This is a genomic window from Bacillus sp. BR3(2024) (genome assembly GCF_039134555.1).
Lineage (GTDB): Bacteria > Bacillota > Bacilli > Bacillales > Bacillaceae_G > Bacillus_A > Bacillus_A cereus.
Map to the genome: position 1 here is coordinate 2,338,050 of NZ_CP152433.1, position 16,984 is coordinate 2,355,033.

Here is a 16,984-nt window from a genome sequence, read left to right on the forward strand (position 1 = left end):
TTTTCATTGATATGTAAATATGCACCTTTTCTATTGTATATGCAATTTAATAAAGTTAATTTGAGTTTCTGTAACGTTCATATATGAAGCCATTCTTTAAAAAAGGACGTGATTTATCATACAAATTCACGCTGTGAAAATACCAAAGAATATTGAAAGTCATTTGTTTAAGAAACTTAGTAACTTGGTTTCAAACGGGAAGAAAGAGCGAATGAAGCGATTATTAAATTCATGCGACATTAATAGGACCCTGATAGGGGATTTACTAATCCGATCTCTAATCTGCCAAAAGTATAAAATTAATAATGAAGAAATTAGATTTATATATAATGAGTATGGAAAACCTTTTGTTGAAAACTTTTCTGACTTTCATTTTAATGTGTCTCATTCAGGAGAATGGGTGGTTTGTACTACTGCTAATTTTAATGTGGGTATTGATATAGAAAAAGTTTCAGAAATAGAGGCTTTTAAATTAGCAAAAGAATTTTTTTCAGCGGAAGAATTTTATGATATATCTAATATGAATTCTGATGAACAAATTAATTATTTTTATGATTTATGGACATTAAAAGAAAGCTATATAAAAACGATTGGAAAAGGGCTTTATACCCCATTAAATTCATTCTCTATAAAAAAAGAATCACGAACTTCAATTTCATACAAGCATATACCTAAAAACTTTTACTTTAAACAATATAACATTGATCCAAATTATAAGTTATCTGCTTGTGCAACAAGAGATGAATTTCCTCAAGAGATAATAATTAAAGACATTTATACAATTTGCCAAACTATATACAAATTTGAAAGTAAGGAGAAAATCAATGCAGAAGACTAAACTTTTTTGCTTTCCACATGCTGGGGGATCTGCGTTTAGTTACGCAAAATGGAAAAATCACTTTAATCCATATATTGAGGTAGTCCCGGTAGAGTTAGCTGGTAGAGGATATAGAATTGAAGAAAACTTGTACCAAAGTATGGAAGAGGCAGTAAATGATGTCTACAATAAAATAGTTATGCAGATAGATGATTCGCCCTACATTCTATTCGGGCATAGCATGGGAAGTTTGATCGCCTATGAAGTAGCCAGAAAAATAAAAGATTCTAAAAACGTATCGCCTGAATTTCTTGTTTTGTCCGGTAGAAATCATCCAAATAGTAAAATAAGAAATATCCGACATAATCTTTCTAATGAGCAATTTAAAAGAGAAGTTATTGCAATGGGAGGTACACCATCTGGGGTACTGCAATCAGAAGAATTAATGGAGATCTTTCTCCCTATTCTAAGAGCAGATTTTAAAATCGTTGAGACGTATATTCATGACAAAAATACACAACCATGTGATATTGATTTTCTTATATTTAATGGGGAAAATGATGAATTTACTACATATGATCAAGTAATAAAATGGGAACGATACACAAGTAAAACGTGTACTTTTCATTCTTTTGAAGGTAATCATTTCTTTCTAAATGAAAATATTGAAGAAATAGCAAATAGTATTAAAAGAAAGTTAGATTCTAAAAGATTATCAAATAGTTTTTAGAGTTTTATAAGTATGCTCATAGCTAAAAATATTAAAGGGTTTGAAGTATACACTTCTTGTGCAGATATGCATGGCAAAAAGACAATCGAGTACATTCGGTGGTCTTTTTCTATTTTTATGGAGTTTGTGGCGAAATGCTAGACTTGCTAGATTGTGGATCTAGTAGCCGTTGAATGTGCGGGTTCAAGTCCTGTCATTCCGACCACGAGGGGGTATAATTTAAGGGTAAAACAGGGGCCTCCAGAACCTCTGATGTGGGTTCAATTCCCGCCATCCACTTATACTTGTTCATTAAAAGGTTTCACAAACAATATGTAATATGTTATGGGTACTTACATAAATTTATTGATTTTCAGTTAAAAAGTATTGTGCGATTATACACGTTATGTTACAGTAATATTACTAAGTTGTTACAATATATCATAAATGTTTCGGTATTATTTCTTGTTATTTCCGTAATGTTACAAAAACTATAAATATTGTTATGTGTATAGGAGTGTGTGTAGTAAAAAGTCTGAGTTGAAAGTACGTGCACACTTTAAATTTCCTTTTTGTCTGAATGAAGAAGACTACCAACTAATTAAGGGCTTTAAAGTAACCACTTTAAATAAAATGTGCTTCCTTTCCCACACACAATTGAGTACATATTTAAAGTACAGTCTAATTGCTACACAGACTCTTGTACATATAAACATTAAGGCGAAATAGAGATAAGAATTCATTACATAAAAAGCATTACCAAGCTAAACGTACAAAATATCATCTGTGCATTTTGATGAAATGTTAAAATGCCTAGATGATATTTTTTTGAAGAATTCTTGGATATGTTTATGAATAACAATTCCTAATACTTAATGATTCTCTACTACTAAAACATCCGATAATTTATGTAATTAGATTTATAGGGTGTATGTACATTCACTTATATAGGGAAAATGAGGTTTTTCATATGAAGTATAGTTATAAAGTGTTTATATTTATTTGGACAATTATTTTATTGTTTTTTCTACTTTATTTTGGTTACAGTGAAATTTCCGAAAACGAGCAAATGCCAGTCATAACAATCAAACAATAAAAATAAGAAATACTACAAAAGCAAAACATAATAAAAATAGATACCCGAAAATGTTTAAGAACAGGAACAATTACATGCATAAACAACCTTACGATTTCCATGCATACCCCACGTCATTTGGGCAATAGGGGAAAAGTATTATTATTTGGCGTGCGCAATCTTCCATCACTAGTAGAAACGGAAAGTTCCGTATACCTGCTGAAGGAGGAAGATGTCTACCTGCCAGGGGGCGGATCTATTCAGCATCTAGAAATCTTGGAATTAAAAGTGTAGAAAACAAATAGTGAAAAGGGAACATATCTTGTGATTCCTTTTTTATTCTTGTAGATAAGTCTGGGGAGAAAACGGGGATTTCTGCACGCAACATAGATCTCATCGGTATACTAATTGTGTTTTACGTATAGCTGGGAGTTGGTGTGATGGTATTTGCAATGGATGTGAGATTCCGTCATTCTTTTCATGAAATTGAATCATTAGACATTCCAAATATATTGTTTCCGAGTCAGTGCAGGAAATTGTATCAAGTGATTGGAATCGGCATTCAAGAAGAATTCCGCAATCCCTATGTCATTATAAAAGAGCAACATGGTTCCGTTACATTCCGATTACCAGAAGAATTATCAACATGGGTGCAGAACAAATTATTACTTGTTAAAGGGGGCCAGTTTGTTTCCATACTGCATTTCAGTTAGCCATGCGAAGTTTTGTGCCATTTTTTGATCTCGGATATAAAAAGAATAGTCTGTCAGGTTAGGTGAGGAGATGCCACCTCTGACTTTCACATCATACGTAGGATGTGGTGTAACTTGAATCAATTCAGATTTATGATTCTGAATAAACATTCTAAACTTTTCAAACTTGTTAATTACGGGCTGTATCTCCATTTTAAACCGATCATAGGGATATGTTTTATTTTTATTGTAATACCTATCCAGTTCAATCAACTCTGACACTGCTGTATCAAATTCACTCTTTACTTCAGGATTTACTTTTTGCAACCATTCTTTTGCATAAGAGCGGAATGAAGATCTATAAAACAAATTCATATCAAAATCAGCTAATGTGAGTGGCTTTCCTTTTTCTTTTTGTTCTTTCATATAGGTAAATAATTGTTCAAGTTCCTCAGTTTTCCATACAGAGTATAAGGATTGTTTCATCGCTTCTGTAGCGGTTGAGTTATCAAAATTTTGCTGAACAGCTGCTGCTTCCCAAAGCCCTGTTTCAAATGCAATCACATTATATTCCAGGTGTAACAGCTTGAGAGGAAGTGCTGGAAGACGGGATCCCTAAGAAAGCAAAAAAACTAGGTGTGAAATAATCAGTTATTTGTGATGGTGGATTCTCCTAGGTGGAGGGTTCGCCGTTTTTTATTATATGTTATGTTGTGGTTTTTATATAAAGCATATTGAAAAGATGGATTAAATCTTCTGGAATGATGTCTCCATAATTAATAACTTGTACAATAACCTTTCAATTATCACTAAATCCATTCATATCAACAAGTTGTCCCATATATCCCTTTGTAGCAATATCTTTTAAAGTACGCTAAAAAATACCCTTTATTTTATCTTTATCTTATCTTTACCTTATCTTTAAATTTTTATATTAAACTTAAAACCTTAAAGTATTGATGTTTGAGTCTAAAAAGGGCGGGAGATAGATGTTCATTACATAGTTTGTAAATAACCAATTACCTTTGAAAAATTTAATTTTTTATACGAGGAGGAATATATGAAGGATACAAGTAAAAAACAAATTATAAAAGTGTTCCTTATTAGTATTTTAGGCTTAGTAATAATACTTGGAATGCTATATTTTAATCATAAAACCAATATTCAACAAAATAAAGCGCAAGCCACCGAAAAACGTGTATTGCAATATGAGTCTACCTTAAAAAAAGAATTAGAAAAATATAATTTAGGAGAGAAAACACCAATTTTATTAGGAATTATGTATCAAGAGAGTAGAGGTGAGGGAAACGATCCTATGCAGTCATCTGAATCACTTGGATTAAAGCCAAATGAAATTCAAGAGACAAGCTTGAGCATTGAACAAGGGGTAAAACACTTTGCTAAAATGTACAAATATGGAACGGACAAGGATGTTAGCATGGATACAATTATTCAAAGCTATAATATGGGGCCAGGTTATATTGATTTTGTTGCTAGTCAAGAAGTTAAACAACACTCGGAGGATTCAGCCAAAAAGTTTTCTAAGATGAAAGTTGATCAAAATCCAGCGATGTATACTTGTGGTGGAAATAAAAATAATTTTAGGTATCCATATTGTTATGGTGATTTCACATATGCCACAAAGGTAAATGAAAAAACAAAACTTATTGAAGAACTTCTTCGAAATGTACATAGCTCTTCTAAATAAGTTGCAGAATAAAATATAATGATACCGTCAGTTAATAATAATAATAGCTAAGAAAAAACTACTTCCTTTCTTAATTCACATAATTTTCAAAAATAAATCCTGTGGATGTTAATATTTGTTATATAATATATTTGTCAAAGCATTACCCCTAAAGTTTCTACAGTCAATCTGTAAGATAGTTTGTTTGGCTCGTATATTCACCTTAAAACAAAAAGAACTTGTAGAGAGTCCTACAAGTTCTTTTTGTTTTAAGGGTTAAATGTGGATTTAAAATATAGTTGCAATTTTTTGAGGGGGAAAAGTAAATGTTTATAAAAACAGAAAGATTATTAATACGGAAATTTGAGTTCAAAGATTGGCAAGCTGTTCATGAGTATACATCAGATATCAATGTTATGAAATACATACCTGAAGGGGTTTTTACTGAAGAAAATACAAGAAACTTTGTGAATGAAAACATTGGTGAAAACGCTAAGAACTTTCCTGTAGTATTAATTCATAAAGATATTCTGATTGGTCATATAGTTTTTCATAAATATTTTGGTGAGCATACATATGAGATTGGTTGGGTGTTCAATCCTAAATATTTCAATAAAGGATATGCTTCTGAAGCAGCACAAGCTACATTGGAATATGGCTTTAAGGAAATGAAATTACATAGGATTATAGCTACATGTCAGCCACAAAATACCCCATCATATCGAGTAATGGAGAAGATTGGAATGAGAAGAGAAGGCTATTTCAGGAAGTGTATACCACATGGGAATGAATGGTGGGATGAATATTATTACGCTATTTTAGAAGAAGAGTAGTGTTTCAGAATGCATTATTTAAATTGACACTCTTATTCCTAAATAGGCAAGTTGACTATCTTTATTGGGGATTCTTGCTACTAAAGGCGAAGTTTATTTCCGGTATCGCTGACGTGCAAAACTTTGTATAATCCGATCTTATCTCTAAATCACAACTGTTACCCCATCACAATCAAGTTAAAGTTTCGTTTTATTTTGCTAACTTGATGGTGATGTGACGTAACCTTAATTATTTAAAAATTTTAAAAAGGCCCATTAGTCATGTTAAAGGGACCTTGATCACGCAAATGATCTGTAAACCAATTCATTTTTGATATACAGATCATTTGTATAATAATTTTTATAAATAATTGCTAAATAGTGAATTTACATAAATGCTTTTAGTAGTTCTTGAATTAATGGGATTGCTCCACCTATAAATTTTAAAACTGCCATTGCGATTTCCATATTATTCTCTCCTCTTTTTCGTATTAAGATGTAATAAATCTTTATAACCTTATTATAGTAAGCGCTTACAATTATAACAATACATTTTCGTATGCAATATTGCATATTTATACATTAGATCTCTATTATTCATTTTTTAATGGTACTATAGCGAGGTGAGAGTCTTTAAGGGTTCTGCTTAATAGGAGGAAATATGGAAAGAGTGCAAGCGATTTACAGTAATCAAAAATTTAAGAGTTGGGTAAAACAGGTATTAGCTGTAGGAGGAGTAATAGGGTGCTGTTATTTGGTGTTATATGTTTTCTGTTTCTTAGTTATCATGTAAATAGTATACAACTAAACTAGTAGAGTCTTGCCTAGAAAGGTAAGGCTCTTTTATTGTAGTACCTGGAGATGAGCAAACTACATACAATATCTCTCAGGTTTTTCAGATCACTTTGTACGGTTTCTTGTTTAGAACACTAATTCCTATCATTGAAAACAGAATTCTATGGATAAAAAATATGTTTTTACTAAATACATATTAAAAAGACAAGCATAAATTATATTAGATTTTGACAAAGTCTTTTTGATTTCGAAAAGGATTTAAATCTTACTTATAGATTTGATTCCTTTTTATATAATATAATCCTTATATTGATACGTAAATATAATACAGTAATAATGATTTAAAAGCAAGAATTTTAGTAGCGGTACGTTCACACATCCATCAACTTAAGATTTTAAAGTAGCTCTTAAACAAAAAAAATTCTTTTTTTAATTGATTAATAGTAAACAAGAAAGATTGGCAAATTAACAAATAAAGAGATTTATTCAGGTAAAATCTATCAAAAGGTCCTTTACAAAATTTATACATAATTCAATTACAAAATAATGTAAAAATTATGCATTTTTGTAAAAGAAATTCATTGACACTTGTGTATATAAGTAACTATACTCGTTACATTAAATTGAATGCGTGATAATACGATTTTATTATTATTACAAACATGTAAATATAAAAATAGAAAATTTCAATTTGATAAATACAATGGTAGAGGTGTTTATTTTAATGAAGCATAAATTAATTGCAACAGGTATCCTTGCAGGAGTTATATTATCCTATTCTTCTAATATTTTAGCAGATACTCATAAATTCCCTGATGTTCCTACATGGGCTGATAAATCCGTTAACTATTTAGTTGATAAACAGGTATTAAATGGTTATCCAGATGGAACTTTTGGTTCAAATGATTCCTTAGACAGAGCTTCGGCTACAAAGATTATGACAAAAGTTTTAGGGATACAAATTGACCCTAATGCAAAACCATCTTTTACAGATTCACAAAATCACTGGGCTACTCCTTATATTGCTGCTGCTGAAAAAGCTGGGATTGTTAAAGGTGAAGGTAATGGAATCTTCAATCCATCCGGAAAAGTAACTCGCGCTGCTATGGCTACGATGCTAGTAAATGCATATAAACTACAAAGCACACCAAATCATAATGATCAGGTTAGATTTGAAGATTTAAAAGGGCATTGGGGAGAAAAATATGCCAATATTTTAATAGATTTAAAAATCTCTAATGGTACCGAGAACGGTTGGCAACCAAATAGATTTATAACACGTGCTGAAGCTGCTCAACTTACTGCAAAAACAGATATGTTACAACAAAATTTAAACGATGAAAAAGAGATTACTACTGCTACCTCATATGAAGATTTAAATTTAACAGTGGCTTCGAAAATTACAGCTCAAGAGATTGATAGTTTTATTGCAAAATATCATTCAGATAGTCCCTTAGTTGGACATGGACAAGATTTTATCAATGCGCAAAATCAATATGGCGTGAGTGCTCATTATTTAGCGGCGCATGCGATTTTAGAATCTGGATACGGAAAATCAGAAATTGCATATCAAAAACATAATTTATTCGGTCTACGTGCATATGATGGAGACCCGTTTAAATATGCGAAATATTTACCAAGCTACGGCGATAGCATTGCTTATAACGCTAATTATGTACGAGAAAGATATTTAGAAGAAAGTGGTATGTATTATAACGGGTCAACATTAACTGGCATGAACGTGAAATATGCATCAGATAAAGGCTGGGCTAAGAAAATTGCGGGTATTATGGAACGTATTAAACCGTTTCGTGTAGAAGACTATACATATGCAAAAAAATTACCAAAGAATCCTGAAACATTAGATGTCGACGCGTTATCTAATGAAATTCCATATAAAATGTATGCAGGCGGTTCAAGCTCAAATGTTGTATCATCAGCTACTTACTATCAGGTACCTTATCCATTTAAATTAAAAATTAAAAGTAGACCAGATGTAGCTGTCGAGGAGAATAAAGTTGGTACAGTAACTCCTGGAACAACCATCTTTATTTATCGTGAAGATCCGAATGGATGGGTAGAATTCTCTTTTGAAGCTAATGGAGAAAAATATTGGACATTAAAAAATAAATTAAGTATGTAATTAAAAAGATCTATTTCACTAGTTTTAAAAGTATGGGATTGGACAATTGATTCTCTAGATTGGAAATACAATAAATTACCCGTTGATGTAGCAGCTGCAAAGATTATTCAAAATGTCTTAGCAGGTGCGACATCCGCATACTTTTTCGGGAAAATGTTGCGCAAAGTAGGTTCATTTTCAACACTATCTCCTGGTTCACCGTAATCTTCAATGATGTAATATTCCTTATCTTTAATGTATATATTGAATATACAAATATATTGTGTTATGATGTGAATTAGAAACTCGCGTGTTTCAAATACAACATTTTTATCTTTTTGATGACCTCTTATCTTTCCGTAAGAGGTCCTTTTTTATCCCTCCGTATTGCATAGCCGCTAAAATACTATGAAAAGATACTAGAGACTACTACAATGTGATATTCTCTAGTATTTTTTCTTTATCCATATTATCTATTGTTGGGTAATTGATGAATTATTAATTTTTGTATAATTTTCACAAAATAACTTTGAACCATTATTTATTTCAATATAAAATAATAAAGGTATATATATGAATAGGTATGTCCTTTTTATGTGATGATAATGCGAATTGAAGCGTAATACTGAAACGGTAAACGAGAAGAATCAGGGCCGAAACAGATAGTAAGGAGCAGACAATACTTATAATGAAAACGTTCATAATGGACTGTCTATGGATGGAGAAAAAATACGAAAAGATAAAAGGGGCAAATGAATATGAACAGAGCCTTTAAAGGTACCGTATTAGCAGGGATAAGTGTGGGTTTCTTGCTAGCTGGTTGTACAATAGAAACATATGTCCTAACGCAGTCCAGAATATAAGCAAGTAGATTAAGTATTCTAAGCAGATAAATGAAGACTATAGCGATGAAGAAATTGAAAGACAACTAAGAGGTATAGCATCCTGACTTTCTAAATAACATGAGTGTTTCTATAGAATGAATCCTTAGGAGGGCTATTGTGGAACCTTTAATCAATGCTATTTTATACTTTGTATTTTTATTTGGAGCACTGTTTCTTATACTGGGTACTGCATTGGTTTTATTAATCGTGGCTGCATTACCAGTAATCTGGAAGAAAAATCTATCATTCCTAATGATTAGCTTAGGTATAAATATACTTGTCATTCCATTGTCTTTTTTTATTGGCGGGATGGCAACAGATTCCCCTGGTAGTACGATGCACGATTTTTGGGAAGTATTTTTGTTTATTCAGATATTTCCGTTTCCCCTAGTACTGCTATCTTTAGTTTGGTGGCTTGTGCGTCGAAAAAAAGAAAAAGTTCATGTGTAGCGTTTTTAATGCAAATAAGCTGTCCGTTTGGGCAGCTTATTATATTTATTACTAAGCGTGATTATTTCCAAAATGAATGCAATACCACTATACAGTTAAATTGAAGGTGAACCATATTGAAATCTTATCAAACTTTAGCCCACTTGTATGCATTAGGACTAGGCTGCGGACTTTGGAATAGAGAGGAGGTTATTTCATGGTGCGATAGGTTGATTGAAGCAAATGATCACCCGCCATATGAAATTATGGAGATATCTTTAATGTCTAAAGCAAAGCTGATATATATAGAATCGGCTTTACTGTCATATAGCCGCATAGTTGATGAAAACCCCTCGGTAAACATCCTTCTTTCAGTCTTAAATGAAAAGTTAGTAGCTCAGAAATGGAATATTAAACAAGCTATTACTTGCTCTACTCGATTACTAGTAAATAGAGGCCTGTATTGGGAAGAAGAATATTTTGATTTATACAGCCTTAATGATAGCTATGACTTAGCACAGGAAGGTATCCATTTTAATGAAAAAGATATGATTTCTGCTTATATCGATACATTAGGTGTTTTTCGCGTCCATTTTAACGAGTTTGAAGATCTCTATTTACAAGTCATGAAACAGAAGTGGCAAGGGTAGAAGGCAGGAAAAAGAATCATTGAATCGTAAGAGTTACTTCCTGTATTTATCACCAAATTTATCTAGCCAAGACAAATCTGTCTTCGTGTTGATGAATTTTTGTCTCTTAATAACTTAATGCTATCGTTTTTATTTTTTCCGACAGCAAGCTAAGTTAGCATGTTTAATGCATAATGAGACGCCTGTAAATGAGCATTACTATTTAAATTTTTACCAGAGAGTAATTTAGTTAATTAGTAGAAAAAGGAAGGGGCCTATTTGGCTCCTTCCTTTTTCTCATACATACATAACGCTTGTTGACAACTTATGAAATAATAGCATTCATCGCTATTAAAATATAACATTAAAAGCAATTAATTAGATATGTAATTTTGCATATATTGTACTATTTCATGAATAGGAACAAAACTATTTATCTCTTTCTGTATGGAGACAAATAGATTTAGGTTTACTTAAGTTAAGAAGATCTGATCATTGATTACTGGTTAAACCATATTTCTACGTATTTGAAAAAAATTATATTTGATGACGGATCTATTGTCTTTAAGACGGGAGATAAAGTAACAGAAGAAAAAATTAAGAGATTATATTGGGCAGCCAAGGAAGTAAAAGCACAATATCACCGTGTAATTGGAAATGATAAAGCACTAGAACCGGGTAATGCTGATGATGTACTAACAATAGTAATTTATAATAATCCAGATGAATATCAATTAAATAGACAATTATATGGATATGAAACAAACAACGGTGGAATTTATATTGAAGAGAAGGGGACTTTCTTTACATATGAGCGTACGCCAAAGCAGAGTATTTATAGTTTAGAAGAGTTGTTCCGTCATGAATTCACTCATTATTTACAAGGAAGATATGAGGTTCCTGGTTTATTTGGAAGCGGAGAAATGTATCAAAATGAACGGTTAACTTGGTTCCAAGAAGGGAATGCAGAATTTTTTGCAGGATCTACACGTACAAACAATGTTGTTCCACGTAAAAGTATAATAAGTGGCTTATCATCTGATCCAGCAAGCCGTTAACTTTGTTCGCCAAATATGGATCTTGGGACTTTTATAAGTATTCCTTTGCACTACAGTCTTATTTGTATAATCATCAATTTGATACATTTGATAAGCTTCAAGATTTAATCCGTGCAAACGATGTGAAAAATTATGATGCGTATCGTGAATTATTAAGCAAAAATACACAATTGAATACACAATTGAATGCAGAATATCAAGCATATATGCAGCAGTTGACTGATAATCAAGATAAATATAATGTACCTCAAGTAACAAATGATTATTTAATTCAACACGCACCAAAGCCGTTAGCTGAAGTGAAAAACGAAATTGTAGATGTAGCAAATATAAAAGATGCAAAAATTACAAAACATGAGTCGCAATTCTTTAACACATTTAGCGTGGAAGGCACGTACGTTGGTGGGATATCAAAAGGTGAGTCTGAAGATTGGAAAACGATGAGTAAACAAGTAAATCAAACTTTAGAGCAGTTATCCCAAAAAGGGTGGAGCGGTTATAAAACAGTTACATCCTATTTTGTAAACTATCGTGTGAATGCAGCTAATCAATTTGAATATGATATTGTTTTCCATGGTGTTGCGACAGAGGAAAAAGAAAAAACGACTACTATAGTAAATATGAATGGACCATACAGCGGGATAGTAAATGAAGAAATTCAATTCCATAGCAATGGTACAACAAGTGAAAATGGAAAAGTTATTTCTTATCTATGGAACTTTGGGGATGGTATAACAAGTACAAAAGCGAATCCTACCCACATATATGGAGAAAAAGGAACATATACTGTGGAACTAACTGTGAAAGATAGTAGAGGAAAAGAAAGTATAGAACAGACAAAAGTTACTGTAAAACAAGATCCGCAAACAGGCGGGTCCCTTGAAGAAGAGAAGATACTCCCGTTTAATACGCTTGTAAAAGGAAATCTGGTTACTCCTGATCAAACAGATGTTTATACGTTTAATGTTACAGATCCAAAAGAAGTAGAGATTTCTGTGGTAAATGAACAAAATATTGGGATGACATGGGTACTTTATCATGAATCAGATATGCAAAATTATGTAGCTTGTGGTGAAGATGAAGGAAATACTATAAAGGGAAAATTCGTAGCGAAACCAGGGAAATATTATCTGAATGTGTATAAATTTGATGATAAAAATGGTGAATATTCACTATTAGTAAAATAAATTCATTTCCGATATGTATACGAGAGTTGTATTTTAGGAGGAGTCTGTCACGATAGGCTCCCCCTATTTTTTTATTTATAAGGATGAAACTAAGCTTCCAACCTGTGTTCCGATTGGGAGGCATACAGGTGACACTCCAGGATTTAGTACTTTTGCTGAAGTACACTTGACGGAGAACGCATGCTTGTTATCAGGTTTGAGTAATACGAAAAGCGCTAACAGTCAGGATTCTTCTTCCATTTGGTGAAAAAGAAAAAATTTCCACGGAACAATAATTTCTCAAGTAGAATATTTTGTTATGTGGAAAATAAATTAAAATGAATATTTACGTTATAGAAGAAGCGCTGTAAAATATTGTTTATATTAAGATTTTTTGTATATTTCAATAATTAATTCTATTGGCTTTCATTCCAATCAAAAAACTGTCATAAAAAAAGAGGGGGAAGACATTGTTTGCTAAAATTTGTTTGTAAAAGCTTTTAACCTGTTAAGAGCAATCCTAAGGTAGACTATTAATTTCTTTAATAATTTTTGCTTTCCTTTAGTACTTGGCATAATGCATTAAAAAGTTTAAATTTTGAAAGGAGAATTTGACATTTTATATATATAGTATTTTTTATTGTATTCCTAACCATTCAAAGAGAAGGGGATGTGATTAAGGTGAATAATACATATAATGAAAAGACGCATACATTGATTAAACAATTATTAAAAAAGTTTTCACCAAAAGTTCCTGGCTTTGCATATATGGCCAGTTTTGATAGCGGAGTAACGTATAAAGGTGCAGTTGGCTTAGCTTCTATAGAGGAAAATCTACCGATAACCACAAAGAGCGTTTTTAATATCGCCTCAGTTTCTAAACAATTTACAGCGTTTTCTATATTACTCTTAGAACAAGAGGGAAGATTGAGTTTAGATGATTCAATTGTAAAGTTTGTCCCTTCTATAGGAACATATGCTGAACCAGTAACATTGAGGCATCTAATTCATCATACTGGCGGACTAGTTGATTATATGGAATTGGCTCATGCAGAAAATATTAAATTTACTGATATATTAACTGTGGAACAATCGCTAAAACACCTTAATGGTCATCAAATTGCAAGGTTCCCTGTTGGCACAAAATTTGAGTATAGCAATACAGGATATTTTTTATTGTCATTGGTGGTAGAGAAGGTAAGCGGGAAGTCTTTACGTCAGTTTGCAAAAGAACGTATTTTTGATTCTTTAAATATGAAAGACACAACAATTGTAGATTGCTACCCAACTACTATATCAATTGCTAGGGGGTATTCAAAGAATGAACAAGGAGCATATATGGTCTATGAAAGCCCTTGGGAACATACAGGTGATGGGGTAGTTCATGCAACAGTCGAAGACCTGGTAAAGTGGGAGAAAATTTAACTACAGGTACCGTTGGCGGAAAAGAACTTGTTAAAAGAATGAGCGAAATAGGTCCGGAAATTTCTCCAACTGGGGAAACGATTATTGACAATGAAGATTATGCTTTTGGGCTAAGGCTTGCAGAAATTTTTTAACTGTCGATACTTGGAACATTCAGGTAGCTGGGCAGGTTATCGTTCATACTTCATGCGGTTTCCAAAAGAATATTTGACTGTTGTAGTACTAAGTAACTATGATGGATTTGACTCTAAAAAATATGCTAATGAAATAGCAGGAATTATTTTAGAAAAGTAAAAAATAGGGTGTAGAAGAGTATCTGGATTTGGTTAACCACACGTTGTTTTAGGGTGTAATTGATTTTGGGAACGGAAGGCAGGCATATATTTATGCCTGCCTTTTTTGTATTAAAATGAACATAGATATTAATTTTTTTGTAAATATGGAACAATGTCATTACTTACACTGTCTATTAAGCGTTAAAACATTTTTTATTAAATAAATTACGAAAGGAATCATCATTTTTAACTAAGGGAGAAGATTGAATTGAAAAAATTATGGATGCTGCTTTTCGTTTGTTTCGCAGTTTTGTTGGTAGGATGTAATAAAAACGAACCACCAAAACAAGCATTTGAAGAATATATCAATTTATGGAATGATAGAAAATTTGCAAATATGTATGATCATTTATCAGACCATGCCAAAAAATCGATTTCTAAAAAAGAATTCACAGAAAAATATCAAAAAATCTATGAGGGGATTGGAGCTAATAATTTAAAAGTTAAAATGAAAGGAGAGAATACGAAAGATAAAGAGCTTTTTCTTTTTGAAGTTAAGATGGATACGGATGTAGGACCAGTTTCATTCATCCATGAAGCAAAACTTGTGAAAGATAAAGAGTCTTGGGAAATAGATTGGACACCAGACTTCATCTTCCCAGGTATGAAAAAAGATTACAAAGTACGTATGCAAATAGAGCAAGGAAAACGCGGAGAAATATATGATCGAAATGGAAAAGGGCTTGCAACGAATGGTAAAGCGACTGAGGTTGGAATTATTCCAGAGAAACTAGGCGAAACAGCAGCGCAAACGAAAGAAATAGTAGCACAATTACTTGATATGTCTATAGAAGAGGTCGAACAAAAGCTCACAGCGAAATGGATAAAACCAGACTCCTTTGTACCAATTGGCATTTTAAAAGAGGGAACTAGACAGAATGATTATATTGAATTAGAAGGAGTTTCATCTCACCCAGTAAATATTCGTACGTATCCATTAGGTGAAGCAGCGGCACACTTAACTGGATATATAGGAAAGGTGAATGCGGAGGAGTTAAAATCACTTCAAAAACAAGGTTATCAAGCAGATGATTTAGTAGGTAAGACTGGTTTAGAGAAAGTGTTAGAAAATAAATTGCGTGGTGAAAAGGGTGGACGCGTATTTATAGAAGATGAGAAGGGGAAAGAGATTAAAAACGTAGCAAAAAAAGAAGCAAAAGAAGGAGAAAATGTTACGTTAACAATTGATGCTGCAATTCAAGAAAAAATCTTTAATGAGATGAAAACTGAAGCAGGGTCTAGTGCAGCGGTCAATCCTAAAACAGGTGAAACAATCGCACTTGTAAGTAGCCCTGCTTATAATCCAAATATAATAGTTAGAGGAGCATCGAAAGCCCAACGAGAAGCATGGAGTAACGACTCGAAACTACCAATGACGAATCGCTTTACACAAGCATTTGTACCAGGTTCCGTATTTAAAACGATCACAGGTGCAATTGGTTTGGAAACAAACACAATAAATCCGAAGGAAGAATTTAAAATTCAAGGATTGAAGTGGACAAAAGATTCATCTTGGGGAAATTACTATGTAACGCGTGTAAAGGATGCAAGTCCAATTGATTTTGATAAGGCAATGAAGTATTCTGATAATATTTATTTTGCTCAACAAGCTTTGAAAATGGGAAAAGATCAGTATGTAAAGGAATTTAAAAAGTACGGATTTTATGAAAAATTACCAATCGAATACGAATTTCCTATTTCAATCATTGCAAAAGATAGGATAAAAAACGATATTCAACTAGCAGACACGGGCTATGGACAAGGACAAGTATTAATGACGCCACTTCATTTAGCATTAACATATGCACCGATTGTGAATGAAGGGAATATTCCGTCGCCACATCTTTTAAAAGAAGCAAAAGTAGCAGGGAATTGGAAAGAAAATGTGGTTTCTAAAAAGAATCAAGAAATATTAAAGAGTGCATTAATCAAAGTCATTAATGACCCTGATGGTGCAGGGAGAATTGCAAAGGTTGATGGTGTAACGCTTGCTGGTAAAACTGGTACAGCAGAACTGAAAGAGTCGAAAGAAGCAGACGGAAAAGAACTGGGATGGTTCGCAGCTTTCGATGCAAATGCGCCAGACATGATTGTTACAATGATGATTGAAGATGTAAAAGGAAGAGGGGGAAGTAACGTTCCAGGTGAAAAAGTAAAACATGTATTTCAGAAATAATACTTAATTATAAGGTGAATTTTTTGACTACATTTATTACATGTTTGCTTAACTCAAAGATATAAATTGGGGAAAATATAGAGCAATGAAATTTCAAAAAAGCATTCTTTCTAATCGAGAATGCTTTTTTGTTGCGACTCTAGAAAGTTAATACCTTATCTTAATTTTCATTT

The 16,984-nt window shown here is 32.4% G+C and carries 11 protein-coding genes and 5 pseudogenes; 12 read left to right on the plus strand and 4 right to left on the minus strand.

Annotated features, from left to right (window positions below; all coding sequences use genetic code 11):
* Window positions 1-211 precede the first annotated feature (211 nt).
* From V7S45_RS12015 to V7S45_RS12025, 3 genes are all read left to right on the plus strand, one after another.
* A complete protein-coding gene (locus tag V7S45_RS12015; protein ID WP_002182762.1) occupies window positions 212-838 on the plus strand; it encodes a 4'-phosphopantetheinyl transferase superfamily protein in 627 nt (208 codons plus the stop codon).
* Window positions 825-1,547, plus strand: a complete 723-nt coding sequence (locus V7S45_RS12020) for a thioesterase domain-containing protein (protein ID WP_001172947.1) — start codon at window positions 825-827, stop codon at window positions 1,545-1,547. The genes V7S45_RS12015 and V7S45_RS12020 overlap by 14 nt, the downstream gene beginning before the upstream one ends.
* 1,494 nt (window positions 1,548-3,041) lie before the next feature.
* Window positions 3,042-3,314 carry a hypothetical protein gene (locus V7S45_RS12025; protein ID WP_002164541.1) on the plus strand — a complete coding sequence of 91 codons (273 nt, stop codon included), beginning with the start codon at window positions 3,042-3,044 and terminating at the stop codon, window positions 3,312-3,314.
* Here V7S45_RS12025 and V7S45_RS12030 read toward each other — a convergent pair.
* Together V7S45_RS12030 and V7S45_RS12035 are read right to left on the minus strand one after the other, a co-directional pair.
* Window positions 3,267-3,857, minus strand: coding sequence for an erythromycin esterase family protein (locus V7S45_RS12030; protein ID WP_342761838.1), 591 nt, complete (start codon window positions 3,855-3,857; stop codon window positions 3,267-3,269). The two genes, V7S45_RS12025 and V7S45_RS12030, sit on opposite strands and share 48 nt — an antisense overlap.
* 160 nt (window positions 3,858-4,017) lie before the next feature.
* A pseudogene (locus V7S45_RS12035) lies at window positions 4,018-4,140 on the minus strand (vancomycin resistance histidine kinase VanS); the annotation flags it as partial.
* A gap of 213 nt (window positions 4,141-4,353) precedes the next feature.
* Between V7S45_RS12035 and V7S45_RS12040 the strand changes: the two are divergent.
* Together V7S45_RS12040 and V7S45_RS12045 are read left to right on the plus strand one after the other, a co-directional pair.
* Window positions 4,354-5,001 carry a lysozyme family protein gene (locus tag V7S45_RS12040; RefSeq protein ID WP_000655735.1) on the plus strand — a complete coding sequence of 216 codons (648 nt, stop codon included), beginning with the start codon at window positions 4,354-4,356 and terminating at the stop codon, window positions 4,999-5,001.
* 305 nt (window positions 5,002-5,306) lie between these two features.
* Window positions 5,307-5,813: a GNAT family protein gene (locus tag V7S45_RS12045; RefSeq protein ID WP_000470150.1), complete on the plus strand. Its 507-nt coding sequence runs from the start codon at window positions 5,307-5,309 to the stop codon at window positions 5,811-5,813.
* Window positions 5,814-6,179: 366 nt separating this feature from the next.
* Here V7S45_RS12045 and V7S45_RS12050 read toward each other — a convergent pair whose 3' ends face one another.
* Window positions 6,180-6,365 (minus strand): hypothetical protein, encoded by a 186-nt coding sequence (locus V7S45_RS12050; RefSeq protein WP_001987408.1) that lies wholly within the window; start codon window positions 6,363-6,365, stop codon window positions 6,180-6,182.
* A 946-nt stretch (window positions 6,366-7,311) separates the two neighbouring features.
* On the opposite strand from V7S45_RS12050, the gene V7S45_RS12055 reads away from it, so the two are divergent.
* Complete coding sequence (locus V7S45_RS12055; protein WP_074047716.1) at window positions 7,312-8,730, plus strand: S-layer homology domain-containing protein; 1,419 nt, start codon at window positions 7,312-7,314, stop codon at window positions 8,728-8,730.
* 24 nt (window positions 8,731-8,754) lie between these two features.
* Window positions 8,755-8,868: pseudogene (locus V7S45_RS12060) on the plus strand (polysaccharide deacetylase); the annotation flags it as partial.
* Here V7S45_RS12060 and V7S45_RS12065 read toward each other — a convergent pair.
* A pseudogene (locus V7S45_RS12065) lies at window positions 8,856-8,963 on the minus strand (peptidase M56); the annotation flags it as partial. The pseudogenes V7S45_RS12060 and V7S45_RS12065 overlap by 13 nt on opposite strands.
* Window positions 8,964-9,710: 747 nt before the next feature.
* On the opposite strand from V7S45_RS12065, the gene V7S45_RS12070 reads away from it, so the two are divergent.
* From V7S45_RS12070 to V7S45_RS12090, 5 genes and pseudogenes are all read left to right on the plus strand, one after another.
* Entirely contained in the window at window positions 9,711-10,043 is a 333-nt protein-coding gene (locus tag V7S45_RS12070) for a hypothetical protein (protein ID WP_000433525.1), read from the plus strand.
* A 116-nt stretch (window positions 10,044-10,159) separates the two neighbouring features.
* On the plus strand, window positions 10,160-10,672 hold the full coding sequence (locus tag V7S45_RS12075) for a protein kinase (protein ID WP_342761839.1): 513 nt from the start codon (window positions 10,160-10,162) through the stop codon (window positions 10,670-10,672).
* A 521-nt stretch (window positions 10,673-11,193) separates the two neighbouring features.
* Window positions 11,194-12,896, plus strand: a pseudogene (gene colA, locus V7S45_RS12080) (collagenase ColA); the annotation flags it as partial.
* Window positions 12,897-13,556: 660 nt separating this feature from the next.
* Window positions 13,557-14,594 (plus strand): annotated as a pseudogene (locus tag V7S45_RS12085) (serine hydrolase domain-containing protein).
* Window positions 14,595-14,843: 249 nt separating this feature from the next.
* Entirely contained in the window at window positions 14,844-16,811 is a 1,968-nt protein-coding gene (locus tag V7S45_RS12090) for a penicillin-binding transpeptidase domain-containing protein (RefSeq protein WP_088344623.1), read from the plus strand.
* The last annotated feature ends 173 nt before the right edge of the window (window positions 16,812-16,984 follow it).